Here is a 25422-nt window from a genome sequence, read left to right on the forward strand (position 1 = left end):
CATCAGTCGTCGGCGTAAATATCGACGTCCTTGGTTTCCTTGATGAACAGCGTACCCACAACCAGGGTGACACCCGCGATGATGATCGGGTACCACAGGCCGTTGTACATGTTGCCGGTCTGCGCCACGATGGCAAAGGCCGTTGTTGGCAGCAGGCCGCCGAACCAGCCGTTGCCGATGTGGTACGGCAGGCTCATGGAGGTGTAACGAATGCGCGTAGGGAACAGCTCGACCAGCATGGCCGCAATCGGGCCGTACACCATGGTGACCAGCAGCACCAGGTAGAACAGGATGATGGTCACCATGACCTTGTCGACCTTGGCCGGGTCGGCTTTCGTTGGGTAGCCTGCGGCTTTCAGGTCATCCGCGACGAGTTTCTTGAACTCGGCATCCTTCTTCTTGGCTTCGTCAGCGCTCAGGCCCTTGGCGGCGTAGCTTGGAATGGAGGCTTCACCAATCTTGATGCTGGCGACAGTTCCGGCAGGTGCTGCAACGTTGTCGTAGCTCACCGATGCACCGGCAAGCACCTGTTTGGCGATGTCGCAGGAGCTGGTGAACTTGACAGTACCCGTTGGGTTGAACTGGAAGGAGCATTCGTTCGGATCAGCCGTCACCGTCACCTTGTTTTTGGCCTGTGCTGCTGCCAGGTCAGGATTGGCAGCCTTGGTCAATGCAGTAAACACCGGGAAGTAGGTGACCACAGCCAGCAGGCAGCCTGCCATGATGATGGGCTTGCGGCCGATCTTGTCGGACAGTGTGCCGAAGATCACGAAAAACGGCGTGCCAAGGATCAGGGAATAGGCCACCAGGATGTTGGCCGTAGGGCCATCCACCTTGAGCGCCTGCGTCAGGAAGAACAGTGCATAGAACTGGCCGGAATACCAGACAACGGCCTGGCCGGCGGTCAGGCCCACCAGTGCAAGAATGACGATCTTCAGGTTTTTCCACTGGCCGAAAGACTCGGACAGTGGCGCCTTGGAGGTCTTGCCTTCTGCCTTCATCTTCTGGAACGCTGGCGATTCGTTCATGGACAAACGAATGTAGACAGACACTGCCAGCAGAAAGATGGAGACGAGGAACGGAATGCGCCAGCCCCAGTCGGCGAATGCAGTTTCGCCGATGGCGGTACGCACACCCAGGATGACCAACAGGCTCAGGAACAGGCCCAGCGTTGCCGTGGTCTGGATCCAGGACGTATAGGCACCGCGTTTGTGTGCAGGAGCGTGTTCCGCCACATACACGGCAGCACCGCCATACTCACCGCCGAGCGCCAGGCCCTGCAGCATGCGCAGGGCAATCAGGATCACCGGAGCCGCGACGCCAATCGATGCATAGCTGGGCAGCAGGCCCACGATGAAGGTGGACAAGCCCATGATCACGATGGTGACCAGGAAGGTGTACTTGCGGCCAATCATGTCGCCCAGCCGCCCGAACACCAGTGCGCCGAAGGGACGCACGATGAAGCCGGCGGCAAAGGCCAGCAGCGCAAAAATGAATGCGGAGCCGCTGTCCAGTCCGCTGAAGAACTGCTTGGCAATAATGGCTGCAAGTGAGCCGTACAGGTAAAAGTCGTACCACTCGAATACGGTGCCCAGCGATGAGGCGAAGATCACTTTCTTCTGCTCAGCTGACATGGGTCTGTTGTCGACTGCTGTTGACATGTTTTTGTCTCCAAAATAGTAGGGGCTCCCAAAATGGGAGCTGCACTGATTATTTTGGGGATGTCTGACCCAGCTCTGACGTGAAAATAACAGGAGCTTGCGCGAAACTTATGCGAGGCTGACAAGTCAAGGGGAAACCCCAGAAAAACTTTTCAGCATGCGAAGCGTCTACGGGAAAACGCCTAGCCTTTCACTCAGACCGTCGGCTGACGCCCACAGCAACCTGACAGGCATTTTTCCAGTCCTCGCCTTCAAACCACGGCTCGCCCAGCAGGTAGCCTCGCAGCATGGGCAAGGCGTCCAGGCCCCAGAAAAGCTTGTCATCGACGGCAAACATGGGCACGCCAAAAACACCTTTGGCGATGGCGTCTTCGGTATTTTTTTTCAGTTGCGCCTTGACCTGGTCATCACGCTCCCTGCCTTGCTGCTGTTGCGGCACGAGCGCTTGTGCAAGTGCCGCAAGACGCGACACATCGGCGGCATCGGCTCCACCGCGCCAGACATGGCGAAAGATGCTTTCACACACATAACGGCTGGGCTGGCCGGGTTCCGCTTCAGGGCTGCAGGCGAGGGACAGCCGGAGCAGCGGCAGCGGATTGAACGGGTGGCTGGCCGGCATCTGCAACGGGATGCCCAAGGTATGCGCCAGCCACAAGACCTGGCGGTAGGTCCAGTCGCGCTTGGGCGCTATCTCCGCAGGGCCCAGTTGCCCATGGTGCTTGAGCAGGCCGGCAAACAGAACCGGCTTGTAGCCAACGCTGTAACTTGTGCCTGCAAGGGCGTCTGGCAACTGCTCGAACGCCAGGTAGGCATAAGGCGAGATGAAGTCAAGATAAAACGTGATGTGCTTCATGCCGGGCAAACCCCTTCTTTTAAGTATCTTTATGACTGCAAGGCAGCCATGCGCTGCTCGATCAGTTTCCAGGTGGCTCGTTTGCCGTCGTCATCGGCCCGGCTCCAGCCCGCAATTTCGTCACGCGTGCGAAAGCAACCCATGCACAAACCCGTGCTGTCGCTCATGCGGCAAATGGAAATGCATGGTGAAGGAATGTCCGCTGCGGCCGCCACAGTACGGGCACGTATAGCTACTAAAGTAATAGCGCGCTGCAGGGCGACTTTTTCTTCATCCACATCCACCGCAAGATCGGCAACCGGGGCGCCGGTCAGCCGCTCAAGGTCCTGGGGCGAAAGCCGGAACACCGCATGCGGGTGGCCGGCGGCGGCCCAGATTTCCCCGAAGCGGAACAGCGACCGGTCAATCATGATCACCGTGGCGGTCGCATGTGCGAACGGCGACACGCCGCCTATTGAAAACCCGGTACGGCTTTTGACAAACTCCGCATCGGCCCGCCCCAGCCGTTTACCATCAGGGCAGACCAGCGCTTCCAGTTTTTTTTCATCGACGCGCTGGTCGCCGGAGGTCACTACCAGGATGGCGACATCATCCGAGCGGCGGCGAAAAACAATGCTCTTGGCGATCTGGCCGACGGAAACACCCAGCGCGTCAGCAGCCTGTTGCGCGGTGCGTGCAGCATCGTCAAGCATCACTGGAGGATAGGGATGGCCCTGGCGGTCAAGCAAAGCCGCGACCCGCTGCACACCTTCAGGCAAGGATACCAACTCGGCACCGCACATATTAGTAGCCCCCACGTTTGCTCACTTCGTGTAGCTCTCTGCCCCCCGAGAGGGCTGTGCTTGCTGGGGGCGGTCCGTCGCGGTTTGCATTGACCCCCACGCTTTTCACTTCGTGTAATGCGCTGCCCCCCGAGGGGGCCGTGCTTGCTTGGGGTGGCCCGGCGCGGCGCACTTAGCCTGCCCTCTTGTTCAGCAAGGCCGTGGCAGCGCGCGAGTTCGGCTTGCGCTCCAGAAAGTCGCTGATGAATTTCCCGGCGTCGATCAGTTTGTCGAGATCGATGCCGGTCTCAATGCCCATGCCCTGCAGCATGTACACGACGTCTTCTGTCGCGACATTGCCTGTTGCGCCCTTGGCATACGGGCAGCCGCCCAGCCCGGCTGACGAGGCGTCGAATTGCCAGATGCCCATTTCCAGCGCGGCCAGGGTGTTGGCCAGTGCCTGGCCATAAGTGTCGTGGAAGTGGCCGGACACGTCGTTGATGGCGTAGTGCCTGAGCGCAGCCTCCATGGCGCGCTGCACCTTGAGCGGCGTGCCTACGCCAATCGTGTCCGCCACGCCGATGTGCTGGACGCCAATGTCCTTCATGAGCCGCGCGACGAGTTCCACACGCTCGGGTTGGATTTCGCCTTCATAAGGACAACCCACAGTGCAGGAGATTGCGCCGCGCACATAAATGTTGCGGGCCTTGGCCGCAGCCACCACCGGCCGGAAGCGCTCAATGCTTTCAGCGATGGAGCAGTTGATATTGCGCTGGCTGAAGGCCTCGCTGGCAGCGGCAAACACCACGATCTCATCGGGTTTCGACAATACCGCTGCATCAAAACCCATCATGTTGGGTGTCAACACCGAGTAACGCACACCCGGCTTGCGGTGTATGCCGGCCATGACCTCCGCGTTGTCGGCCATTTGTGGCACCCACTTCGGCGAGACAAAACTGGTGACCTCGATCTCCGTCAGACCGGCATCCTGAAGGCGATGCACCAGCTCGATCTTGACGGCCGCAGGCACAGGAGCTTTTTCATTTTGCAGGCCGTCTCTGGGGCCTACATCAACCAGTTTTACTTTGGATGGGTATTTCATCTGCCTAGTATCCTTTTTTTGGGTCAACCACACCGGCCAGGCTGGCAATTGAAGCACCGCGGTCCAGGGCCCGGATTTTCCCGGCGATCTGGGCAATGCTTTCTTCGCGCAGGGTCCGGGCCGAAGTATGTGGCGTGATGGTAATTTTTGGATGGCACCAGAAAGGGTGCGCTGCGGGCAAAGGCTCAGTCCGGAATACATCAAGCGTCGCACCTGCCATGTGTCCGCTGTCAATCAGTGCGATCAGGTCATCATCCACCAGGTGGCCACCACGCGCCACATTGATGAGGTAGGCTCCCGGCAGCAAGCGCTGCAGCGTTTCACGCCGCAGGATGTTCTGCGTGTCTGGCGTCAGGGGCAGCAGGCAAACCAGGATACGGGTGGCTGCCAGGAAATCGTGCAGCCCGGCCTCGCCGGAAAAACACTTCACACCCGCCACGGTTTTCGCAGACCGGCTCCAGCCCACGACAGGGAAATCAAACTGCGCCAGCGCCCGGCTCACACGCTCGCCCAGCACACCCAGGCCCATCACACCGACGGGAAAATCCTCACGTTGATGTGGCTTGCGATAGGACCACTTGCCTTCGGCGACCTCGGCCTCATAGGCATCGAATTCACGGAAATGCCGGATCACGGCATGGCACACGTACTCGGCCATTTGCGCCGACATGCCCGCATCGTCCAGCCGGACGACAGGAACACCGGCGGGCAGCCGCAGCTTCATGAGCGCATCAACACCGGCGCCAATATTAAAGACCGCTTTAAGCCCGGCCTGCTCGTCAAAAAACTGCTGCGGCGGCACCCAGACCACCGCATAGTCGGCCGGGGCCGCACCGGCCGACCACAAATCAACTGAGGCCCCTGGCAAGGCCGCCCGCAGCCCCTCCAGCCAGGGTTGGGCTTTGGTATCGGTACAACAAAAAGTAACTCGCATGGTCAGGTATTAAACCAGCCCACCGCAGCCCGGCCAGGCGGCTCAGACCTCTATCTTGAGCAACTCGGCCCCTTCTGCGACCTGGTCACCCGGCGCATACAAAATTTCCAGCACCGTGCCGTCGGCAGGCGCTGCAATGGTGTGCTCCATTTTCATGGCTTCCATGACGGCCAGGGCCTGGCCCTTGCTCACCTTGTCACCGGCCTTGACGGCAAAAGAAACCACCTTGCCGGGCATGGGTGCTGTCAACCGTCCGCCTTCGGCCGGACCGTGACCTGCATGCTCCAGCAAATCGATGACAGTGATATGGGTGGCGCCACGCGCCGTAAACACATGATCCACCTCCCCCTGCCTGTAAACCGCCGCAGTCATGCGCTGGCCCGAAAACTGGAGGTCGATACCCTTGGGGCTTGCTGAAAAAACCAGCGGTCCCGATACATCCCCCACCGTCACATGCAGCGCGCCGTCATGCAGGTAGGTCAGTTCGGCCTTGGCCGGCTCGCCCTGGAATTCAAACTCGAAGCGCCGGACATTGACGCCATGAGAGCGCCAGCCATCGCGGCGGCTAAAGGGGTCGGTGCCTTCGCGGGATTTTTCATCCAGCAGGGTCCGGGCAATGGCGCTCGCGGCAGCCATGACCAGACCAACCGGCTCCTGCTTGAAGAGCACGGCACTCTCACGCGGAATCAGCGCCGTATCGAGATTGGCCTGTGCAAACGAGGGGCTGCGCACCACATAACGCAGGAACTGCACATTGGTGTTCAGCCCCACGATGCGGGTTTGCGCCAGTGCCTCGTCAAGCCGGGCAAGCGCTTCTTCACGGGTACGGCCGTGCACGATCAGTTTGGCCACCATGGAGTCATAGAACGGCGAGATGGCATCGCCCTCACGCACACCGTCATCCACGCGTACGGCGCCTCTTTCAAAGCTGGTGCAATCGGGCTTCTGGTAAAGGTGCAGCGTGCCGGTTGCCGGCAAGAAGTTGTTGTCCGGGTTCTCGGCGCAGATGCGTGCCTCGATGGCGTGGCCATTGATGCGCAACTGGTCCTGCGCCAGCGGCAGCTTCTGGCCGGAAGCGACCAGCAATTGCCATTCCACCAGGTCCAGGCCGGTGATGGCTTCAGTCACCGGGTGTTCGACCTGCAGGCGCGTGTTCATTTCCATGAAGAAAAAATTCATGCTGCCGTCAGCACGCTGTTCAACAATGAACTCCACGGTGCCAGCGCCCACGTAATTGACCGCACGTGCAGCCGCCAAGGCCGCCTCGCCCATCTGCTTGCGCATGGCCTCGGTCATGCCGGGTGCAGGCGCTTCCTCCAATACCTTCTGGTGGCGGCGTTGCACCGAACAATCGCGCTCGAACAGGTAAACATAGTTGCCATGCGTGTCGCCAAACACCTGTATCTCGATGTGGCGCGGGCGTTGTGCGTATTTTTCAACCAGCACCGCATCGTCGCCAAAACTGTTGATGGCCTCGCGTTTGCAGGATGCCAGGGCGGCATCAAAGTCTTCGGACTTGTCGACTGCGCGCATGCCCTTGCCGCCACCGCCCGCACTGGCCTTGATCAGCACCGGGTAGCCGATGCGGTCGGCTTCACGTTTAAGCAGTGTGGGGGACTGGTCGCTGCCGTGGTAACCGGGTACCAGGGGCACGCCTGCTTTTTCCATCAACTGCTTGGACTCGGCTTTCAGGCCCATGGCCTTGATGGCCGACGGCGGCGGGCCTATGAACACCAGCCCCGCGTCACTGCAGGCCTGCGCAAATTCTTCGTTCTCGCTCAGAAAGCCATAACCCGGGTGGATGGCTTCAGCGCCTGTGGCCTTTGCCGCTTCAATGATGCGCTCCCAGCGCAGGTAGCTGTCCTTGGGGGCGCTGCCGCCTATGTGCACCGCCTCATCGCAATACCCGACATGCTTGGCGCCGGCATCCGCGTCGGAATAGACCGCCACGGTCTTGATGGCCATGCGCCGCGCCGTTGCGGCCACACGGCAGGCTATTTCACCGCGGTTGGCAATAAGGATCTTTTTAAACATGGTTGACTTTCGCGGTGAAATACCCTGAGCACGCTTCGCGTGCCACGCAATTTAGCTTCGCTGCTGCGCGGCGTTGCCGCTGGTCACCCCGGTTTGCAATTAGGATTTTTTTAAACATGTTTATCAGTCTTTGAAAAAAGTGACTTCAGGGCGAAGGCGTTCGGCGTGCCGGGGTCTGGCTTGCCACTAAAAATGCGCGCAACCCGGGAGAACAGCTGGCGCAAAAACCGCCAGCAGGTGCGTATCAACCAGACGCTGAGCGCCAGCATCAGGGCCAGCAACACAACAAATACAAAAGGGTGTGCAATGGCCAGCCACAATCCCGCCGGGACCAGGCCATCCTCCACCAGGGAGGCGCCGACATTGCTGAAGGGCTCGGGCGAGGTGTTGATGGCTGCACGGGTCGTGGCTTTTGCCGCAAAGCTGGTGGCCGCCAGCGTGCCGCCCATCAAGGCGGCAACCAGGGCCATCACACCGTTGTCAGCACCAAAAACGCCGGCCGCCAAGGCCGCGCCGGCGGGGATGCGAATAACGCTGTGCACCACATCCCACAGGGAATCCAGCCCCGGAATCTTGTCGGCAAAAAACTCGATAAAAACCATAAACCCGCTGACGCCCAGAACCACGGGATTCGCCAACAGGTGCAGGCCTTGCGGCAACACAATCCAGCCCATGAAACCCGCCAGCCCCGTGAGCAAAACCACAAGGTACAGGCGCACCCCGCTGGCCCAACCCAGGGCGCCGGCTAGGGCGATCAGTTGTGCGGTATCGAGGTTCATGGTGCTCCCAACGTCCAATTCGGCTTGCGTTTTTGCAAGAATGACTGAAGTCCCTCGCGCCCTTCCGGGCTCACGCGCACATCGGCAATGCTGCCCACCGTCATGGCGACCAGTTCCGGCGTGATGTCATACCCCGCCACATCCTGCACCAGCTTTTTGCAAAGCCTGACCGCTTCGGGGCCGGCATTGACCAGAGCCTGCGCGAGTTCCATGACCTTGCCATCAAGCGCCGCGGTGGTCACGACCTCATGCACAAAACCAATCCGCAAGGCTTCGGTCGCGCTGAAACGCTCGGCCGTCAAAAAATAGCGGTGCGCGGCACGCGCGCCCATGGCCCGGATCACATACGGACTGATGGTGGAAGGTAGCAGGCCCAGCCTGACTTCGCTCAGGCAATACTGCGCTGTATCGACGGAGACAGCGATGTCGCAGGCCGCCACCAGCCCCGTGCCACCGGCATACACGTCACCCTGGATGCGGGCAATGGTCGGTTTGGGGCATTCATAAACGGCGCGCATCATGCCGGCGAGCCGTCCCGCGTCCGCAAGGTTCTGTTCGCGCGTGTAGTCGGCCATGCTGCGCATCCAGTTCAGGTCTGCGCCTGCGCAAAACGCACTGCCGTTGGCGGCCAGCACAATGCAGCGCACGTCGCCCCGCGCCCCCAGATCCCCGAATGCTGCCGTCAGCTCAAGAATGACCTCGTCATTAAAGGCGTTGCGCACATCAGGACGGTTGAGTGTGACTGTGGCCACCGCACCGGCGACATTGATCTGCAAATGGCTCATGTCAATACCTCTTGGCGACTTCCTCAAGCATGACTTCGGTCGCGCCACCGCCTATGCCCAGCACACGCGCATCGCGCCACAGGCGTTCAATCGCGGTTTCGCGGATAAACCCCATGCCGCCGTGGAACTGCTGGCAGGTCTGCAGCACCTCATTGACAAGCTCGCCGGTCAGCGCCTTGAGCATGGAGACCTCCTGCACAATGTCGCGTTTTTGCGTGACCGACCAGGCGCAGTGGTACATGAACTGGCGCGCAGCGCGGGTCTTGGCGTCCAGCATGGCGATGCGCTGGCGTATGGTCTGCTTGTCCCACAGCGTGGCGCCAAAAGCCTGGCGCTGGCGCACATAGTCCAGTGTCATTTGCAGCGCCCGGGTGCAATGGCCCACAGCCATCGCAGCCAGTGCAATGCGTTCGGTCTGGAAGTTCTTCATGACCGAATAAAAGCCCTTGCCTTCTTCCCCCAGCAGGTTTTCAGCGGGGATGCGCACATTGTCAAAAATCAGTTCGGCCGTGTCGGACGAGAGCCAGCCGGTTTTATGCAGTGCACGGCCCACGGTAAAACCCGGCGTGCCCTTTTCAACAATAAACATGGACACATCGTGCCGGGCCGTGCCAGTCTTGGCCGCTACAAAATACAGGTTGGCATGGACCCCATTGGTAATAAACATCTTGGTGCCGTTGAGCACCCAGTGGTCGCCGTCGCGCTTGGCTGTCATGCGCATGCCGGCCACATCCGACCCGGCACCCGGCTCGGTGATGCCGACGGCAGTAATCGTCTTGCCGGCAATCACGTCCGGCATATAGCGGGCTTTTTGCGCAGCATTGCCTGCGTGGAACAAATGCGGGCTGGCCATGTCGGTATGCACCAGCACGGTGATGATGAAACCGCCAAACGTGGACTGCGACAGCGCCTCCGCAAACACCAGGTTCGTCAGCGCATCCGCCTCGCTGCCGCCAAATTCGGACTCGTACATCAAACCGAAAAAACCGGCTTCGCCCATGCGCCGCAACACGTCGCGCGGCACGCAGCCGTCTTCTTCCCACTTCGCGGCAAAGGGCTCAACCTCGCGGGCGATAAATCGGGCGACCTGCTCGCGCAGCAGTTCGTGTTCGGGGGTGATAAAGATGTTGTCCATGGCTGATCCCGGTTTACATGCGGAAGACGCCGAATTTCGGCTCGCCTATAGGCTGGTTCAAGGTGGCGGAAAGCCCCAGCGCCAGCACGCGGCGTGTGTCTGCCGGGTCAATTACCCCATCATCCCAGAGCCGGGCACTTGAATAATACGGATGGGACTGGTGCGCAAACTGGTCAAGCGTGGGCTGCTTGAAAGCGGCCTCTTCCTCGGCACTCCAGCTGCCGCCGCGCGCTTCAATGCCATCCCGCTTGACGGTGGCCAGCACACCGGCGGCCTGCTCGCCACCCATGACACAAATGCGCGCATTCGGCCACATCCAGAGAAAACGCGGCGAATAGGCACGGCCGCACATGCCGTAATTGCCGGCGCCGTAACTGCCGCCAATGATGATGGTGAACTTGGGCACCTGCGCCGTTGCCACGGCCGTGACCAGCTTGGCGCCGTGGCGCGCAATGCCTTCGCTTTCGTACTTGCGCCCGACCATGAAGCCGGTGATGTTCTGCAAGAACACCAGCGGCACCTTGCGCTGGCAGCACAGCTCGATGAAGTGCGCGCCTTTTTGTGCGCTTTCAGAAAACAGGATTCCGTTGTTGGCAATGATGCCCACCGGCATGCCTTCAACATGCGCAAAACCACAGACCACCGTGGTGCCGTAACGCGCCTTGAATTCATGGAACTCGCTGCCGTCCACGATGCGGGCGATGACTTCACGCACGTCATACGGTTTGCGCGTGTCGGTCGGGATCACGCCGTAAAGCTCTTCCGGGCTGTGTAGCGGCGGCACGGGCGTGCGCAAGGCTAGCTCCGGCTGCTTTTTACGGTTCAGGCTGGCCACGGCCTGGCGCGCCAGTGCGAGTGCATGCGCATCGTTTTGCGCCAGGTGATCGGCCACACCCGAAAGCCGGGTATGCACATCACCGCCGCCCAGGTCTTCGGCAGTGACCACTTCGCCCGTGGCCGCTTTCACCAGCGGCGGGCCACCCAGGAAAATCGTGCCCTGGTTCTTCACGATGATGGATTCATCGCTCATGGCCGGCATATAGGCGCCGCCAGCCGTGCAGGAGCCCATGACCACGGCGATTTGTGCAATACCTTGCGCGCTCATGTTGGCCTGGTTGAAAAAGATGCGGCCGAAATGGTCGCGGTCAGGAAACACATCGTCCTGGTTCGGCAGGTTGGCGCCGCCCGAATCCACCAGGTAGACACAGGGCAGGTTGTTCTGCTGGGCAATCTCCTGGGCGCGCAGGTGCTTCTTGACCGTGATGGGGTAATAGGTGCCGCCCTTGACCGTGGCGTCATTGCATACCACCATGCAGTCGATGCCGTTGATGCGGCCAATGCCTGCCACAACACCACCGCAGGGCGCGCTGTCGCTGCCGTCACGGTCCGGGTACATCGCATAGCCGGCCAGCGGAGAGAGCTCCAGAAAAGGTGTGCCCGGGTCCAGCAGCATCTGCACACGGTCACGCGGCAAAAGCTTGCCCCGCGCAACGTGTTTGGCACGCGCTGCGTCACCACCACCTGCAGCTGATTTGGCGACCTTCTCGTTGAGGTCGTCTACCAGCGCCCGCATGGCTGCGGCATTGGCAAGGAAGTCGGCGGAGCGGGCGTTGAGTTGGGTGGCAAGCGTAGTGGTCATGAATCCGGTTTCTTTCAGGCGGTTTTGTTTTCTTCCAGCCCCAGCTGGCTTTTCATTTCGTCGCGAATCTTGAACTTCTGTATCTTGCCGGTCACCGTCATAGGGAAGCCCTGCACAAAACGAATGTAGCGCGGCACCTTGTAGTGCGCAATCTGGCCCTTGCAGAAGGTACGGATCTCGTCTTCCGTCAGCGTCTGTCCGGGTTTGGTGACGATCCACGCGCACAGCTCTTCACCGTAACGTTTGTCTGGCAGGCCGACCACCTGCACATCCTGCACCTTGGGGTGGCGGTAGAGGAATTCTTCAATCTCGCGCGGGTAGATGTTTTCGCCGCCGCGTATCACCATGTCCTTGATGCGGCCGACGATGTTGACATACCCTTGGTCATCCATGGTGGCGAGGTCACCGGTATGCATCCAGCCATCGGCATCGATGGCCTCTTCGGTGCGGGCCGGATCGTCCCAGTAGCCGTGCATCACAGAATAACCGCGTGTGCACAGCTCGCCCGACACGCCGGGCAGGGCGATCGCGCCGCTCTCGGGATCTATGACTTTCACCTCCAGGTGCGGCTGTACCAGGCCCACGGTGGACACCCGTTTTTCCAGCGGCGTATCCACGGAACTCTGGCAGCTCACCGGACTGGTTTCCGTCATGCCGTAGGCAATGGTGATCTGGCTCAGGTGCATGTCGCTGACCACACGTTTCATCACTTCGGTCGGGCACGGCGAGCCGGCCATGATGCCGGTGCGCAGGCTGGACAGGTCAAACTCCGCAAAACGCGGATGGTCAAGCTCGGCGATGAACATGGTCGGCACACCATGCAGGCCGGTACAGCGCTCGGCCTGCACCGCCTGCAACACAGTGAGCGGATCAAAGCCGTCGTTCGGGTAGACGATGGTCGATCCGTGCGTCAGGCAGGCCAGGTTGCCCAGCACCATGCCAAAGCAGTGGTAGAGCGGCACCGGGATACACAGGCGGTCGGCAGGCGTGAGCTTCATGGCCTCACCGATAAAAAAGCCGTTGTTCAGGATATTGCGATGTGTCAGCGTCGCACCCTTGGGAAAGCCCGTGGTACCGCTGGTGAACTGGATATTGATGGGGTCGGTCGCCTTGAGCGTGGCGGCGATGCCAGCCAGTCGCGCATCGTCAGGGTTGCCGCTCACCAGCAGGTCCGAGAAGCGCATCATGCCGGGCTGATCCGCGCCCCGCCCCGGCTCGTCAATCCAGACCACGCTGCGCAGGTTCGGCAGCTTGACCGACTCCAGCTGGCCCGGCTGTGCATGCGCCCACTCGGGCGCCAGTTCGCGCAGCATGCCGAGGTAATCGCTGGTCTTGAAGCTGGCCATGGTCACCAGCGCCTTGCAGTTGACCTTGTTGAGTGCGTACTCGACTTCAGCCGTGCGGTAGGCCGGGTTGATGTTGACGAGGATCAGGCCGACCTTGGCCGTGGCCAGCTGCAACAGCACCCACTCGGCATTGTTGTGCGACCAGATGCCAACACGTTCACCCGCTGCCAGGCCAAGCCCCAGCAGTGCGCTGGCCAGGCGATTGGCCTCGCGCTGCAGTTCGAGGTAGCTGTAGCGGCGGCCCTGGTGAATGCTCACCAGCGCTTCATGAGCGGGCTGGCGCGCCACGACGGCGTCAAAAAATGCACCTATGGGTTGCTCGATCAGCGGCACATCGGTCGCACCCCGGTCAAAGCTGCCGGTCAGGGGTTTCGATGTGGAAAGTCCTGCGCTCATGTTGTTTGTCTCCTTGCGGTCGCCATCCAGGGCGAATACAACAGTATGGCCCATTCCCGAAAATACGATGCCATCTCCAATGGTCACTTTGGTTGCAAATCGCGCCACAAAAAGGCAAACTCAAAGCCATGCCCCGCCCGCCAGCGCCATCCGCCCGCAAGCCGCATCCCGATGCGGCGCCAGCCATCACGCCTATCGCTTTTATCCGGGCGATTGCGCTGGCATATGAGCGCCGGGGTTTGAGCCCGTCCAATGCACTGGCACAGGCACAAATTGCGCCGTCATCCTTGCTCGATCCGGCAGCACGCATCACCGCACTGCAGATGGAGCGCATCTCCAGCGCCGCGATGCAGGAGCTGGACGACGAGGCGCTGGGCTGGTTCAGCCGGCGCCTGCCCTGGGGCAGCTACGGCATGCTGGCGCGCGCATCACTGAGTGCGCCCAACCTGGGGGTGGCACTCAAACGCTGGTGCCGCCACCATGGGCTGATTGCCAGCGACATCACACTCACCCTGACGACCGCGGGCGACACCGCCACGCTGACCATCACGGAACATGGCGACCTGGGCGCCCTGCGCGAGTTCTGCCTGGTGTCCATGCTGCGCAATATCCTCGGCGTGGCCTGCTGGCTGATCGATTCACGCATCCTGCTGCAGGGCGCGCAGCTTCCGTTTGCGGCGCCGCCATACCGCGATATCTACGATGTGCTGTTTTCCGGCCCCACCACATTTGATGCCGAGTCAGCCTGCATACGGTTTGATGCGCGTTACCTGGCCCTGCCCCTGCGGCGCGACGAGCGCGCCCTCCAGCAAATGCTGCAACGCGCCCTGCCGCTCACAGTGCTGCCTTACCGGCGCGACCGGCTGCTGGTGCAACGTGTACGCCAGGCACTGGTCGCCCACCCGGCACAAACCCACAACGCCGACGCCCTGGCCGCGCTGCTGCATGTCTCGCCGCGCACCCTGCACCGCCAGTTGAAGGAAGAGGGCGCATCGCTGCAGGCGCTGAAAGACGAGGTGCGGCGCGACCGCGCGCTGGACCTGCTGCTGCGCACCAATCGCCCGATCAAACAGGTGGCCGAAGCCGCGGGCTTCCAGAACGAAAAAAGCTTTATGCGCGCCTTTCGCGGCTGGACCGGCCAGTCGCCGGCGGAATTCCGGCTAGGCAACCATCCGCCGGCCTGATTTGCCCCGTTCGTGGCAGGACTTGTGGCAAACAGCCACCAGACTGCGCCCATGGTCACTCACCATTGCGCCAGCGGCCGGGCAGGTGATCGGAACAAGGGGAAATCACCTGCCTCGCTCATGCACAGCTTCTGTGGACAACTTTGTGTATCCCCATGGGGACAACACCTGAAAGCCTTTGCTGGCGTGGCCTCCGACAGGATGCCTTCAAAACAGGCAGCATGAATAACCCGGCATTTCCAACGGGCAATCAGGTCGTGATGACCATCCGATAGCACTATAAGTCGGTCGCTGCAGCAGCCCGAAGCCACGCAACTGGCGATTCAGGCAGCACCACAGCGCGTATATCAACGCTGGGCCAGCAGGCGCCTAACCACGGGGTGCTCCACTTTGCGCTCCGTGCTGATAGCGTAGTAGTGTTCTTCCACGCCTTCACAGGAGCCAAGCAGCCTGGCTTGATAACGTTGCATGAGGTCGTCCTGCACCGACAACGCTGCCGGAAAAACCCCCAGACCACTGCCGCCGAAGGTCTCCAGCAGGGCGCTGTCTTCAAATTCTCCCACCACCCGAGGGCGCAGCGCGTGCTGGGTCAGCCACTGATCAAGACGTCCCCGAACGGTGGAGTGTGTGGTGGGCAGCAGTACCGGCACCTTGTCCAGCGATGCAGGAAAACCCTGGTGCGCCAGTTCCCACCAGTGCTGCGGCGCGTACCACCCCATCCCGGAGCTGCCCAACGGGTGGTTATGCACCTTCAGATGCCGATTGAATGGCGCAGGGTGATCGGACAGCACAACATCCAGCCGGTGGACCGCCAGGTCAGCCAGCAGGTCGGCCATTTCACCCTCATGGCACACAAGACGCAGGTTGGGCGTGCCCAGCACAGGTTTGAGCAGGCGTTGCACTACCAGCTTCGGCAGGCCATCTGCAATGCCTACCGTGAGCCGCACGGATGTCACGTGGGCGGCACCACGCACAATGTCGGGCAACGCTTCACCCAGCTGAAATATCTGCTCGGCCTGTTGCAGTGCAGCCACCCCGGCTTCGGTCAATGCCAGGCCACGCCCTGCGGGCTTGAGCAACTGGCATCCCAGGTCTCGCTCCAGTTCGCGGACCTGCGCACTCACGGTCTGGACCGCCATGTCCAGTCGCGCGGCAGCGTGCGACATACCGCCTTCCTTTGCCACCACCCAGAAGTAGTACAGGTGCCGGTAGTTGAATGCAAGGCTCATATTCAGTATTTAAAGGACATTAATTCATTAATTGTCTGCTTTTTTATGCTGCTTTAAAGCCCTACCCTTCGCTTCTTCAGGTGTAGCTGTTCTGCACATACACGAAAGACAAACCATGAACCGTCCTTTAGTCCTCTCATCGCCCACCACCGGCTCCGGCTGGGGTGCCGGCATTGCGCAGCACAAGGTGCTTCGCAATACCTACGCCCTGCTGTCCATGACCCTGCTGTTCAGTGCCGCCGTGGCTGCGCTGGGCGTCACGCTCAAACTGCCGCCCGCCGGATTGATCATGACGCTGGTCGGCTATTTCGGTTTGCTGTTTCTCATCCACAAGCTGCAAAACAGCGGATGGGCTGTTCCGGCGGTTTTCGCCCTTACCGGCTTCATGGGTTACACCCTCGGCCCGCTGCTGGCAAAGCATCTGTCCCTGCCGGGTGGCGCGCAAGCCATCACGCTGGCACTTGGTGCGACCGGCGTGACTTTCCTGGCCTTGTCGGGCTGGGTGCTGGCAACCCGGCGTGACTTCAGTTTTATGGGGGGTTTCCTGTTCGCCGGCATGGTGATTGCACTTCTGGCCGGCGTGGCAGCAATGTTCCTGCAGTTGCCCGCCTTGTCGCTGGCCGTGTCAGCCATGGTGGCACTGCTGTCGGCCGGGATGATTTTGTTCGAAACCAGCCGCATCGTGAATGGCGGAGAAACCAATTACGTGCTGGCCACAGTGAGCCTTTTTGTTTCGATCTTCAACCTGTTTACCAGCCTGCTGAGCCTGTTCGGCTTCGGTGGCAACAACGACTAAGTACAAGGAAAAACTTATGAAATGCCCCCATTGCAAAGACATCGCCCTGGTCATGGCTGATCGCCAGGGTGTTGAAATCGATTACTGCCCGCAATGCCGCGGCGTGTGGCTGGATCGCGGCGAGCTGGACAAGCTCATAGAGCGCAGCGCTACTGCGGCACCCGCAGCGCAACCTGCGTACCAGCAACCCGCACATCGTCCCGACTTTGCGGACTCGGACTTCCGCCACAACTCCGGCTCCAGCTATGGCGGCAAGCGCAAACACAAGTCATGGCTCAGCGAGATCTTCGACTGACGGCCGCCCGACACACCATGCAACAGCCCCCGGTCAACCCACTTTTGTCAATTTCTACTTCTGGAAGCTTCATGAGCACTTCTTTTCGCACCTCGGCTAGCGTGATCGCCCTGACCATCGCTTCACTGGCCGCCCCCACGCTGGCACACGCCAAACGCATGGGCACTGGGGGCAAGTCCATGTCCCCCGCCCGCCCGGCCGCGCCTGCAGCGCTTGTCGCACCCAAGGCAGCTACGCCGGCCGCTGCGCCAGCTGCGCCAGCTGCAACTGCTGCAGCCCCCGCAGCCCGGGGCTCAGGACTGATGGGCACCATGGGCGCAGTCGCTGTGGGTGCCGTGGTCGGCTCCATGGCAGGCAATGCGCTGGCCGGCCCCCCGTCCGACAAGGAAACCAAGGCAAAGGACGCAGAGAAAGAAGCCCAGGAACTGCAACACAAGGCCGATGAAGCCAAACGCAAGGCCGAAGCCGCGCGCGCGGCGGCGAAGTAAGCCTGGGTGGCGCGGTCCATGCGCCAACTCGGACCAGGCCACGACATACAGCTCGTAAATCTTTGCATGGCCCTGCCGGGAATCGATTGACGACTGTATGTTGAGTATTCGCTTTAGCCTCAACGAAGCGAAAACCCAATCCTCAGCCAGCAACCGCCTCAGCCACAGGCGCCGTCAACCCAATCCGGTCCAGGGCGCCCGCCAGGTTCGCAACCGTCTTGTCCACGTTCTGCCACTTCTCCAGCCCGAACAGCCCAACGCGGAAGGTCTTGAAGTCCGGGCCTTCGTCGCATTGCAAAGGCACACCGGCGGCGGTCTGCAGGCCTTGCTCCAGAAACTTCTTGCCAGACTGGATGTCGGGATCCGTGGTGTAGCTGACCACCACACCGGGGGCTTTAAAACCTTCTGCGGCGACGCTGGGCAGGCCGCGACTTTCAAACAGTTTGCGCACCTTGCTGCCGAGCAACTCCTGCTCGGCCTTGACCCTGGCAAAACCGTATGCCTGCGTTTCCTGCATCGCAGCGCGCAGGCGTGTCAGGGCGTCTGTGGGCAGCGTTGCGTGATAGGCGTGGCCGCCCTTTTCGTAGGTTTCCATGATCTGCAGCCACTTCTTCAGGTCGCAGGCAAAGCTGGAGCTGGTGGTGCCGTCAATCGCAGTGCGGGCACGCTCGCTGAGCATGACCATGGCGCAGCAGGGTGAGCTGCTCCAGCCCTTTTGCGGGGCGGAGATCAGCACGTCAACGCCTGTGGCCTTCATGTCGACCCACATGGCGCCGGAGGCGATGCAGTCGAGTACAAACAGGCCGCCGACTGCATGCACGGCATCAGCCACCGCCTTGAGGTAGCTGTCGGGCAGGATCATGCCGGAGGCAGTTTCAACATGCGGGGCAAAAACAAGGGCTGGTTTTTCTTTTGCAATTGCGGCCTGCACTTCGGCAATCGCTGCCGGTGCCCAGGGCGCCTGCGCGCCGGCACCCTGCTGGCGCGCCTTGAGAACACTGTGTGATGCGGGGATGCTGCCCATCTCGAATATCTGCGTCCAGCGGTAGCTGAACCAGCCATTGCGTATCACCATCACATGCTTGCCGGCGGCAAACTGGCGCGCCACCGCCTCCATGCCGTAGGTGCCGCTGCCGGGCACCAGCGCGGCGGAATGTGCGCCGTAGACCTCCTTGAGGATGCTGGAGATATCGGTCATCACGCCCTGGAAGCTTTTGGACATGTGGTTCAGCGCGCGGTCTGTGTAGACCACCGAAAACTCGAGCAGGCCATCAGGGTCGACGTTGGGAAGAAGTCCGGGCATGGTGTGTCTCGCAATCTTTGTGAAAGTCGGGCTGGCAGCTTAGCACGCTGTGCTGTTTTGCGCCCCCGGATTTAGCCCCGGCAACACACTGCTCAAGGTGCAGCGGGCACGGCAGCCGCCTGCGGCAGGGAGCGGACCAGCTCCTTGAACCCGGGGGATGCCTGCAATACCTGGTGCCCGGCCTGGATCAGTCGGGTCACATCATCCGGCAGGATCGAAAAGGCCGTGGGGATCTGCAACAGGCGGCTGCGCTCCATGGCTTCAGGCGCGTCACGCAGGTTGACGTTGATCACGTATATCTCTGCATCTTCTGCGAACGCGCTTTGCCTGTCAGACGCCGTGCGGATTTCGTTTTTCCATTGCCGGGCCATGTCGCCTAGCAGGCCCAGGGTTTCCTGGGTGGCACGGGCGCCGGTGCCGAACAGCATGGCGTCCACCACCTGCAGCGTGCTGGGCACCTTGTCGCTCTCGTCAATGCGTGCCGACGGATCACGCTCGGCATTGACGGCAATCAGCACCAGCTTGCGCACCACGCCCTTGGGCAGGTCGCGCAGCGCGCGGCGTATGCCGCCCTCACTCATGGACCGGTCCAGCAGGCTGCGCAGCCCCAGGTTGTCGGCCACACCGCCATCGACCAGGTGAATGAAGGGGCGCGAGGCCACGTCCTGGTAGCTGTCGAGTTGCGCGCGCAGCATGCGCATGCGGTAGTCGCCATGCCCTTCGGCCGGAGCATCTTCGCTTACGGCCTGTGGCCGGCAACTGCCCGCGTAGTTTTTGACGGTAACCGGGCTCAGAACCAGGGGCACGGCGGACGATGAGGCCACGGCAAATGACAAGGGCACGCTGGCAAGGTCGGAGCAGATGCGGGAGAACTGGTCCCATGAAAAATCGAAACTGGACCCCAGGGATAGATCGGTCGCCGAAATCAGCAGGCGGGGACGCCCGGGCCGGGCCCACAGGTCACCAAAGGTCCGGCCCCGGTAAAGCTCGTCCAGCCGCCGCGCCAGCAACTGGCTGCGGCCGAACCAGGGTGATGTCAGGTCCACCAGGTTGCCGGGCGTGAACGCAAGGCTGATCAGCGAATCCTGGAAATTCTGGCGCAGGAACTCGGGCTCGAAACGCTCAAAGGTTTCAGCACCGAAAGCGGCATAGTAGGCGGCGACTATGCTGCCGCCGGACACCCCGCTGACAAAACCGACATGGTCCAGCAAGGAGGTGCTGCGCCCGTTCCAGACCATGGGCGTCTGGTGCAGGGCCTGCAATACGCCATAGCCAAAGGCCGCTGCCCTGGCGCCGCCACCAGACAGGGTGACAGCAATGATGATGGACTGGTCTTCCGACGCGGCCCCGCGAACCAGCTCTATCCGGTCGGGGTCAGGCGGAACCAGTCCATCCGCCAGGGGCTCATTGATCCAGGGGCGCGTACTGGAGCAGCCCACCAGCAGTGCCGCCAGCAGGCAAATGCCCCAACGCAAAACCCCGGACAGCTTGTGTGATGAACTCATGCGCGCCATTTTCCGCGAGATGGCGGCAGGGTGCACGGCCAACGCGGCGAAGGGCTCAGGCCTTGCCTTCGTACTGTTCAAAGAACCCGATGGGGTGCATGTCGATGCGCCAGCCGGCACCTTCGCCCAACGTGGCCGCCGGATGCAAGGAGGCGGCTTTCACGGCCTCATCGGGATTGGCGGCTTCGATGATGAAAAAGCCGCCCACCAGCTCCTTGGCTTCGGTAAACGGGCCGTCGATCCTTTGCGTCTTGCCGCTGCGGGGCTGCAGGCGGATGGCTGTGGCGGGCTCGCCCAGCGAGGCGCTGAGGCGCAACCGGCCCGTGGCCTTGAGCTGGGCATCCTTGGGCGGGCACTGGCTGACAAGGGCCTTCATGTCAGCGGGCGACATGGCGGCGAATTCGGCAGGGTCGTAATAGGCAAGGCAGAGGTATTTCATGACGCGTCCTTGATAACGTGGTTGATGACAACTCTACGACGAACGGGTTCCACCGAAGTCGACACGCCCGCCCAAAAAAACGCAGCGTCAGCCCAGCAGCGCCGGCAGATCCGCCATGTCCGTAAAGACATGCACCGCGCCGGTGGCGAGCAAGGCCTTGGGTGCATCATGCCCCAGCTCCGGCGGGCTGTAGCCGATCACTGTGGCACCCGCAGCCACCCCGGCCGTCACGCCGGTAACCGTGTCTTCCACCACCGCACATCGTTTCGGGTCCACCCCCAGCGCCGCAGCGGCGGCCAGGTAAACATCCGGTGCAGGTTTGGAGCGCGGCTGCTCATGACCGCTGAAAATATTGCCCTTGAAGTAAGGCATCAGCCCGCATTTCTGCAACTGCAACTCGACCTTGAACCTGTCCGCACCCGACGCGCAGGCGATGCGGCCCTGGTGCAGGGCGTGGATCTTTGCTACCGCATCCACCGCACCGCGAATGGCCTTGAGGTCGCGCACCAGACCTTCGTTGCGGCGCTCGCGAAAGCGCAGCATCCAGTCCTCGGTCAGCGGCCGGCCGGTGTTGGCTTCAATCTGCGCGCGCTCATCCTTGACAGCCTTGCCGATAAAGATGCGCATGCATTCGGCGGAGCTGAGCTTCCAGCCGGATTCTTCAAGCATGTCGCGCAGCACGCCGTTGGTAATGGGTTCGCTGTCTACCAGCACACCGTCGCAGTCGAACAGCACCGCGTCAAATTTCAGGAGGGTCATTTTTTGCTATGAATATGGTAGCTGGTTGTGCGCTCTGGACGGTGGCCGGGGGCACTTTTCGTTTAAAAACTGCCCTTTTTCAGAGCAAATCGCCATCCACATAGTACCAACGGCCGTTTTCACGCACAAAACGGCTGCGCTCATGGATGCGCACCGCGCGGCCGGCAACGCGGTAGCGCGCGACAAATTCAACCTCGGCATGCTCCGCGTCGATCACGGCATGGCGGCGCACCTCCAGGCCCAGCCATTTGGTGCCCTCGTCAGGCGCCACATCGTCCGGCCGGTGGCTGGCATGCCAGGTGGCTCGCAAATAACTCTCGCGGCCCAGCACAAAGGCGCTGTAACGCGAGCGCATCAGGCTTTCGGCATCGGGCGCCGGGGTGTTGTCAAAGTCGTCGAGGTAGCGGCCGCAGCAGTCGGCAAAGGCCAGCGGCCTGCCGGAGCGGCCAAGGCGCCCGCAGGGGCAAGGGTAGTCACTTGACATTTGATTTGCTAGACTTTCCATCATGAAAGCTACATTACAACCCGTTCAACACCTTGGCAAATTTGAACGCCTTCAATTGGTGGAAGACCTGTGGGATGAGTTTGCCACTGAGACGGGTGCCGAGACCAGGCCAGAGGTGCTGGACGAGCTTGAGCGCCGGGCAGCCTGGCGCGACGCGCACCCTGCGCAAGGCAAAAGCCTGGCCCAGATTGCACAATCGCTCGGCGTGCGTCTTTGAGCTGGCAGGTTGTTTTTGAGGCTGCCGCGCAGGCCGAAATTGCCGAGGCTTTTGACTGGTATGAACAACAGTCTTACGGCCTGGGCGGCGATTTTTTACGGGTCATCGCAGCGGCCGAAGAGCAACTGACACGCAACCCCCAGGCCTTTCCATCCACAAGAGACCGGTTTCGCCGTATCTTATTGAGGCGCTTTCCCTACGCCTTGCACTTCGAACTGCTAAACGACCAACGCGTCTCCATACTTGCCTGCCTGCACCACCGTCGCAGCCCGGCGCGCTGGCCGGGCAACTGATTACCCGCTGAATCCGCACACACGCATCAGCCCTTCCTTGCCTTGCGCTCTTCCAGCGTTTCGGTCGGCGCGCCCTGCTTGACCCATTCAGCATAACCGCCGTCGATATGCGCCACATTGCGCATGCCCATGTCCTGCAGGGTTTTGGCGGCCAGCGCGCTTCGCCAGCCAGCCCCGCAAAACAGGATGAACTCCCTGCCCTCGTCGGCAAACAGCGGCTTGTGGTACGGCGACTCGGGGTCTACCCAGAACTCCAGCATGCCGCGCGGCGCGTGGTACGCCCCGAGGACGGTGCCTGCGGTCAGCTCACGCACATCGCGGATATCAACCAGTTGCACCGCGGGGTCACCAAGTTTGGCCCTGGCTTCTTCAACGCTATAGGTTTTGACCTGCGCCATGGCTTCATCGACCAGTGCGCGGAATCCTTTGGTAATCGGCATGGTTTTGTCTCCTTTGCTTCTATTGTCTATGGGTTGGTTTTTTGTTGTTCATGCGCTTTGCGCCTTGCCCTTCACTGGCAGGCCGGGGCGAGACCCGGCCTGGTCATGAAGGGCACCCACTTAAACCAAACAAACCCTAAGCCAAACTCCTTTGAATGATGATCTTCTGCACGTCAGAAGTGCCCTCGTAAATCTGGCAAACCCGCACATCGCGGTAAATGCGCTCGACCGGAAAGTCACTCACATAACCATAACCGCCCAGCGTCTGGATGGCGGCACTGCAGACTTTCTCGGCCATCTCGCTGGCAAACAGCTTGGCCATGGCGGCTTCTTTCAGGCAGGGCAAGCCGGCATCGCGCAGGCTGGCGGCGTGCCAGATCAGCTGACGCGCGGCCTCCAGCTGCGTGGCGCAATCGGCCAGGCGGAAACCCACCGCCTGGTGGTTGAAGATGGCGGTGCCAAAACTTTGCCGCTCTTTGGAGTAGGCCAAAGCAAACTCGAATGCGCTGCGTGCCATGCCAACGCTCTGGGCCGCGATACCAATGCGCCCGCCCTCAAGCGCGCCCAGGGCGATCTTGTAGCCTTCGCCCTCGGCGCCAATCAGGTTCCCGGCCGGGATGCGACAGTTGTCGAAGTTGATCTGCGCCGTGTCGCTGGAATGCTGGCCCAGCTTGTCTTCCAGCCGCGCAACAACATAACCCGGTGCATCGGTCGGCACCATAAAGGCGCTCATGCCCCTCTTGCCTGCGCTCTTGTCGGTGACCGCAATCACGATGGCCGCGTGACCGTTCTTGCCGCTGGTGATGAACTGCTTGACGCCGTTGATGACGTATTCATCGCCTTGCCTGACCGCCGTGGTCTTGAGCGATGAGGCATCGCTGCCCACATGCGGCTCGGTCAGGCAAAACACACCCAGCATCTTGCCCTGCGCCAGCGGTGTGAGCCACTGCTTTTTCTGCGCTGTGTTGCCGTAGCGCATGAGGATGGCGTTGACAGGGCAGTTGGTCACGCTGATGGCAGTGCTGGTGCCGCCGTCGCCGGCAGCGATTTCCTCCAGCACCAGCGCCAGAGTCACGTAGTCAAGATTGGCGCCGCCAAACTCTTCCGGCACACAAATGCCGTAAGCCCCCAGCTCGGCCAGCCCCTGGTGCACGTCTTTGGGAAAGTGGTGCTCCTTGTCCCAGCGCGCGGCGTGGGGCCAGATTTGCTCCTGCGCAAAGGCCCGGACCGCGTCGCGGACCATTTCCTGGTCATTATTGAGTATCAAATTGGCCTCCAGCCACCGTTATATGCGCGCAACCAGCTATTGAATTTATAGCAAATCAGGGCAACTCAATAGCCAGCGCCGTGCCTTCGCCACCACCTATGCACAAGGTGGCGATACCTTTCTTCAGCCCGCGCGCCTGCAGTGCATGGATCAGCGTGACGATGATGCGGGCGCCGCTGGCGCCAATCGGGTGGCCAAGTGCGCAGGCGCCGCCATTGACATTGACGATGTCGTGCGAAATACCCAACTCTTTCATCAGCGCCATGGGCACCACGGCAAAAGCTTCATTGACTTCCCACAGGTCCACGTCCTTGACGCTCCAGCCGATTTTTTTCAGCAGCTTATTCACCGCGCCTACCGGGGCGGTTGAAAACCACTCAGGCGCCTGCGCAAAGGTGGCGTGGCCGACGATGCGGGCAATCGGTTTCGCCCCCAGTTCTTTCGCGGTGGACTCACGCGCCAGCACCAGCGCCGCGGCGCCGTCGTTGATGGACGAGCTGGAGGCAGCGGTGATGGTGCCGTCCCTTTTGAAGGCTGGCTTGAGCGCGGGAATCTTGTCGAGCTTGACCTTGCCTGGGCCTTCGTCTATGGAAATCACGGTGTCGCCGGCGCGGCCCCTGACGGTGACAGGCGTGATCTCGGCCTTGAAGGCGCCGGACTCGGTGGCGGCCTTGGCGCGCTGCACGCTGGCCGTGGCAAAGGCGTCCTGCGCCTCGCGGGTGAAGCTGTACTTGGCCGCGCAGTCCTCACCAAAGGTACCCATGGAGCGGCCGGGTTCGTAGGCGTCTTCCAGGCCGTCCAGCATCATGTGGTCAAAAATGCGGTCGTGGCCGATACGTATGCCGCTGCGGCCCTTGGGCAACAGGTGCGGCGCATTGGTCATGCTCTCCATGCCGCCGGCCACCATCACGTCGCGGCTGCCAGCCAGCAACTGGTCGTGCGCCAGCATGGTGGCCTCCATGCCCGAGCCGCACATTTTCGACAGCGTGACTGCGCCTGTGCTGGCAGGCAGGCCGCCCTTGAAACCGGCTTGCCGCGCCGGTGCCTGGCCCTGGCCCGCCATCAGGCAATTGCCGAACAGCACTTCATCGACCTTTTCAGGCGCGATACCGGAACGTTCTATCGCTGCCTTGATGGCGGCACCGCCCAGGTCATGGGCGGCGAGGCTGGTGAAGTCGCCCTGGAAACCGCCCATGGGGGTGCGGGCGGCGCCGAGAATGACGATGGGGTTCTGGCTGGAATTTGACATGCGGGGCTCCTGAAAAAATGGATGAAAA

26 protein-coding genes are annotated in these 25422 nt (G+C 61.4%); 6 read left to right on the forward strand and 20 right to left on the reverse strand.

The features are described 5' to 3' along the window. Positions 1-2: 2 nt before the first annotated feature. The 11 genes from ACFQND_RS00385 to ACFQND_RS00435 form a co-directional block, all read right to left on the reverse strand. Positions 3-1661 (reverse strand): MFS transporter, encoded by a 1659-nt coding sequence (locus ACFQND_RS00385; RefSeq protein ID WP_371434711.1) that lies wholly within the window; start codon positions 1659-1661, stop codon positions 3-5. 190 nt (positions 1662-1851) lie between these two features. Beyond that, positions 1852-2514 (reverse strand): 2-hydroxychromene-2-carboxylate isomerase, encoded by a 663-nt coding sequence (locus ACFQND_RS00390; RefSeq protein WP_371434710.1) that lies wholly within the window; start codon positions 2512-2514, stop codon positions 1852-1854. Positions 2515-2543: 29 nt separating this feature from the next. Beyond that, positions 2544-3311: a YbaK/EbsC family protein gene (locus ACFQND_RS00395; RefSeq protein WP_371434709.1), complete on the reverse strand. Its 768-nt coding sequence runs from the start codon at positions 3309-3311 to the stop codon at positions 2544-2546. A 157-nt stretch (positions 3312-3468) separates the two neighbouring features. After that, entirely contained in the window at positions 3469-4377 is a 909-nt protein-coding gene (locus tag ACFQND_RS00400; protein WP_371434708.1) for a hydroxymethylglutaryl-CoA lyase, read from the reverse strand. Positions 4378-4381: 4 nt separating this feature from the next. Next, positions 4382-5311, reverse strand: coding sequence for a 2-hydroxyacid dehydrogenase (locus ACFQND_RS00405; protein ID WP_371434707.1), 930 nt, complete (start codon positions 5309-5311; stop codon positions 4382-4384). 42 nt (positions 5312-5353) lie between these two features. Beyond that, positions 5354-7345 (reverse strand): acetyl/propionyl/methylcrotonyl-CoA carboxylase subunit alpha, encoded by a 1992-nt coding sequence (locus ACFQND_RS00410; RefSeq protein WP_371434706.1) that lies wholly within the window; start codon positions 7343-7345, stop codon positions 5354-5356. A gap of 110 nt (positions 7346-7455) precedes the next feature. Next, positions 7456-8124: a DUF4126 domain-containing protein gene (locus tag ACFQND_RS00415; RefSeq protein WP_371434705.1), complete on the reverse strand. Its 669-nt coding sequence runs from the start codon at positions 8122-8124 to the stop codon at positions 7456-7458. Further along, the gene (locus tag ACFQND_RS00420) at positions 8121-8909 is read right to left on the reverse strand and encodes an enoyl-CoA hydratase/isomerase family protein (protein ID WP_371434704.1); all 789 of its coding nucleotides are present in this window, start codon (positions 8907-8909) and stop codon (positions 8121-8123) included. Before ACFQND_RS00420 ends, ACFQND_RS00415 begins: the two co-directional genes overlap by 4 nt. Position 8910: 1 nt before the next feature. Further along, positions 8911-10044, reverse strand: coding sequence for an acyl-CoA dehydrogenase family protein (locus ACFQND_RS00425; RefSeq protein ID WP_371434703.1), 1134 nt, complete (start codon positions 10042-10044; stop codon positions 8911-8913). A 13-nt stretch (positions 10045-10057) separates the two neighbouring features. After that, positions 10058-11683, reverse strand: a complete 1626-nt coding sequence (locus ACFQND_RS00430; RefSeq protein WP_371434702.1) for a carboxyl transferase domain-containing protein — start codon at positions 11681-11683, stop codon at positions 10058-10060. A gap of 14 nt (positions 11684-11697) precedes the next feature. Next, positions 11698-13425: an AMP-binding protein gene (locus tag ACFQND_RS00435; protein ID WP_371434701.1), complete on the reverse strand. Its 1728-nt coding sequence runs from the start codon at positions 13423-13425 to the stop codon at positions 11698-11700. 128 nt (positions 13426-13553) lie between these two features. Between ACFQND_RS00435 and ACFQND_RS00440 the strand changes: the two genes are divergently transcribed. Beyond that, entirely contained in the window at positions 13554-14609 is a 1056-nt protein-coding gene (locus ACFQND_RS00440) for an AraC family transcriptional regulator (protein ID WP_371434700.1), read from the forward strand. Between the two features lie 347 nt (positions 14610-14956). Here ACFQND_RS00440 and ACFQND_RS00445 read toward each other — a convergent pair whose 3' ends face one another. Next, positions 14957-15838, reverse strand: a complete 882-nt coding sequence (locus ACFQND_RS00445) for a LysR family transcriptional regulator (protein WP_371434699.1) — start codon at positions 15836-15838, stop codon at positions 14957-14959. A gap of 115 nt (positions 15839-15953) precedes the next feature. Here ACFQND_RS00445 and ACFQND_RS00450 point away from each other — a divergent pair, with 115 nt between their 5' ends. The 3 genes from ACFQND_RS00450 (at position 15954) to ACFQND_RS00460 (ending at position 17417) form a co-directional block, all read left to right on the forward strand. Then, positions 15954-16634, forward strand: coding sequence for a Bax inhibitor-1/YccA family protein (locus ACFQND_RS00450; RefSeq protein WP_371434698.1), 681 nt, complete (start codon positions 15954-15956; stop codon positions 16632-16634). 16 nt (positions 16635-16650) lie between these two features. Then, positions 16651-16929 (forward strand): TFIIB-type zinc ribbon-containing protein, encoded by a 279-nt coding sequence (locus ACFQND_RS00455; protein ID WP_371434697.1) that lies wholly within the window; start codon positions 16651-16653, stop codon positions 16927-16929. Positions 16930-17000: 71 nt separating this feature from the next. Then, a complete protein-coding gene (locus tag ACFQND_RS00460; protein ID WP_371434696.1) occupies positions 17001-17417 on the forward strand; it encodes an ABC transporter substrate-binding protein in 417 nt (138 codons plus the stop codon). Positions 17418-17559: 142 nt separating this feature from the next. Here ACFQND_RS00460 and ACFQND_RS00465 read toward each other — a convergent pair whose 3' ends face one another. The 5 genes from ACFQND_RS00465 to ACFQND_RS00485 all read right to left on the reverse strand — a co-directional run bounded on the left by ACFQND_RS00465 (position 17560) and on the right by ACFQND_RS00485 (position 21907). Further along, positions 17560-18720: an aminotransferase class V-fold PLP-dependent enzyme gene (locus ACFQND_RS00465; protein WP_371434695.1), complete on the reverse strand. Its 1161-nt coding sequence runs from the start codon at positions 18718-18720 to the stop codon at positions 17560-17562. Between the two features lie 92 nt (positions 18721-18812). Further along, positions 18813-20225 (reverse strand): patatin-like phospholipase family protein, encoded by a 1413-nt coding sequence (locus tag ACFQND_RS00470; RefSeq protein ID WP_377411865.1) that lies wholly within the window; start codon positions 20223-20225, stop codon positions 18813-18815. Between the two features lie 55 nt (positions 20226-20280). Next, on the reverse strand, positions 20281-20664 hold the full coding sequence (locus tag ACFQND_RS00475) for a YciI family protein (RefSeq protein ID WP_377411867.1): 384 nt from the start codon (positions 20662-20664) through the stop codon (positions 20281-20283). A gap of 87 nt (positions 20665-20751) precedes the next feature. Beyond that, the gene (locus ACFQND_RS00480; RefSeq protein ID WP_377411870.1) at positions 20752-21423 is read right to left on the reverse strand and encodes an HAD family hydrolase; all 672 of its coding nucleotides are present in this window, start codon (positions 21421-21423) and stop codon (positions 20752-20754) included. 79 nt (positions 21424-21502) lie between these two features. Continuing rightward, on the reverse strand, positions 21503-21907 hold the full coding sequence (locus tag ACFQND_RS00485; protein ID WP_377411873.1) for a YchJ family protein: 405 nt from the start codon (positions 21905-21907) through the stop codon (positions 21503-21505). A 22-nt stretch (positions 21908-21929) separates the two neighbouring features. Between ACFQND_RS00485 and ACFQND_RS00490 the strand changes: the two genes are divergently transcribed. Both ACFQND_RS00490 and ACFQND_RS00495 read left to right on the forward strand, forming a co-directional pair. Then, positions 21930-22145 carry an addiction module protein gene (locus tag ACFQND_RS00490; RefSeq protein ID WP_371434690.1) on the forward strand — a complete coding sequence of 72 codons (216 nt, stop codon included), beginning with the start codon at positions 21930-21932 and terminating at the stop codon, positions 22143-22145. Beyond that, on the forward strand, positions 22142-22438 hold the full coding sequence (locus ACFQND_RS00495) for a type II toxin-antitoxin system RelE/ParE family toxin (protein WP_371434689.1): 297 nt from the start codon (positions 22142-22144) through the stop codon (positions 22436-22438). The genes ACFQND_RS00490 and ACFQND_RS00495 overlap by 4 nt, the downstream gene beginning before the upstream one ends. Before the next feature lie 26 nt (positions 22439-22464). Here ACFQND_RS00495 and ACFQND_RS00500 read toward each other — a convergent pair whose 3' ends face one another. The 3 genes from ACFQND_RS00500 to ACFQND_RS00510 form a co-directional block, all read right to left on the reverse strand. Then, positions 22465-22878, reverse strand: coding sequence for a rhodanese-like domain-containing protein (locus tag ACFQND_RS00500; RefSeq protein ID WP_371434688.1), 414 nt, complete (start codon positions 22876-22878; stop codon positions 22465-22467). Positions 22879-23014: 136 nt separating this feature from the next. Then, on the reverse strand, positions 23015-24145 hold the full coding sequence (locus ACFQND_RS00505) for an acyl-CoA dehydrogenase family protein (RefSeq protein WP_371434687.1): 1131 nt from the start codon (positions 24143-24145) through the stop codon (positions 23015-23017). 55 nt (positions 24146-24200) lie between these two features. Continuing rightward, the gene (locus tag ACFQND_RS00510; RefSeq protein WP_377411877.1) at positions 24201-25394 is read right to left on the reverse strand and encodes an acetyl-CoA C-acyltransferase; all 1194 of its coding nucleotides are present in this window, start codon (positions 25392-25394) and stop codon (positions 24201-24203) included. Positions 25395-25422 lie beyond the last annotated feature (28 nt).

This window comes from Polaromonas aquatica (genome assembly GCF_042659145.1).
GTDB lineage: Bacteria > Pseudomonadota > Gammaproteobacteria > Burkholderiales > Burkholderiaceae_C > Polaromonas > Polaromonas aquatica.

Coding starts and splice junctions, on each gene's coding strand:
- ACFQND_RS00385 (WP_371434711.1), bottom strand. CDS start 1,661: ATGTCAACAGCAGTCGACAACAGACCCATGTCAGCTGAGCAGAAGAAA.
- ACFQND_RS00390 (WP_371434710.1), bottom strand. CDS start 2,514: ATGAAGCACATCACGTTTTATCTTGACTTCATCTCGCCTTATGCCTAC.
- ACFQND_RS00400 (WP_371434708.1), bottom strand. CDS start 4,377: ATGAAATACCCATCCAAAGTAAAACTGGTTGATGTAGGCCCCAGAGAC.
- ACFQND_RS00405 (WP_371434707.1), bottom strand. CDS start 5,311: ATGCGAGTTACTTTTTGTTGTACCGATACCAAAGCCCAACCCTGGCTG.
- ACFQND_RS00410 (WP_371434706.1), bottom strand. CDS start 7,345: ATGTTTAAAAAGATCCTTATTGCCAACCGCGGTGAAATAGCCTGCCGT.
- ACFQND_RS00415 (WP_371434705.1), bottom strand. CDS start 8,124: ATGAACCTCGATACCGCACAACTGATCGCCCTAGCCGGCGCCCTGGGT.
- ACFQND_RS00420 (WP_371434704.1), bottom strand. CDS start 8,909: ATGAGCCATTTGCAGATCAATGTCGCCGGTGCGGTGGCCACAGTCACA.
- ACFQND_RS00425 (WP_371434703.1), bottom strand. CDS start 10,044: ATGGACAACATCTTTATCACCCCCGAACACGAACTGCTGCGCGAGCAG.
- ACFQND_RS00430 (WP_371434702.1), bottom strand. CDS start 11,683: ATGACCACTACGCTTGCCACCCAACTCAACGCCCGCTCCGCCGACTTC.
- ACFQND_RS00435 (WP_371434701.1), bottom strand. CDS start 13,425: ATGAGCGCAGGACTTTCCACATCGAAACCCCTGACCGGCAGCTTTGAC.
- ACFQND_RS00440 (WP_371434700.1), top strand. CDS start 13,554: ATGCCCCGCCCGCCAGCGCCATCCGCCCGCAAGCCGCATCCCGATGCG.
- ACFQND_RS00445 (WP_371434699.1), bottom strand. CDS start 15,838: ATGAGCCTTGCATTCAACTACCGGCACCTGTACTACTTCTGGGTGGTG.
- ACFQND_RS00450 (WP_371434698.1), top strand. CDS start 15,954: ATGAACCGTCCTTTAGTCCTCTCATCGCCCACCACCGGCTCCGGCTGG.
- ACFQND_RS00455 (WP_371434697.1), top strand. CDS start 16,651: ATGAAATGCCCCCATTGCAAAGACATCGCCCTGGTCATGGCTGATCGC.
- ACFQND_RS00460 (WP_371434696.1), top strand. CDS start 17,001: ATGAGCACTTCTTTTCGCACCTCGGCTAGCGTGATCGCCCTGACCATC.
- ACFQND_RS00465 (WP_371434695.1), bottom strand. CDS start 18,720: ATGCCCGGACTTCTTCCCAACGTCGACCCTGATGGCCTGCTCGAGTTT.
- ACFQND_RS00470 (WP_377411865.1), bottom strand. CDS start 20,225: ATGAGTTCATCACACAAGCTGTCCGGGGTTTTGCGTTGGGGCATTTGC.
- ACFQND_RS00475 (WP_377411867.1), bottom strand. CDS start 20,664: ATGAAATACCTCTGCCTTGCCTATTACGACCCTGCCGAATTCGCCGCC.
- ACFQND_RS00480 (WP_377411870.1), bottom strand. CDS start 21,423: ATGACCCTCCTGAAATTTGACGCGGTGCTGTTCGACTGCGACGGTGTG.
- ACFQND_RS00485 (WP_377411873.1), bottom strand. CDS start 21,907: ATGTCAAGTGACTACCCTTGCCCCTGCGGGCGCCTTGGCCGCTCCGGC.
- ACFQND_RS00490 (WP_371434690.1), top strand. CDS start 21,930: ATGAAAGCTACATTACAACCCGTTCAACACCTTGGCAAATTTGAACGC.
- ACFQND_RS00500 (WP_371434688.1), bottom strand. CDS start 22,878: ATGCCGATTACCAAAGGATTCCGCGCACTGGTCGATGAAGCCATGGCG.
- ACFQND_RS00510 (WP_377411877.1), bottom strand. CDS start 25,394: ATGTCAAATTCCAGCCAGAACCCCATCGTCATTCTCGGCGCCGCCCGC.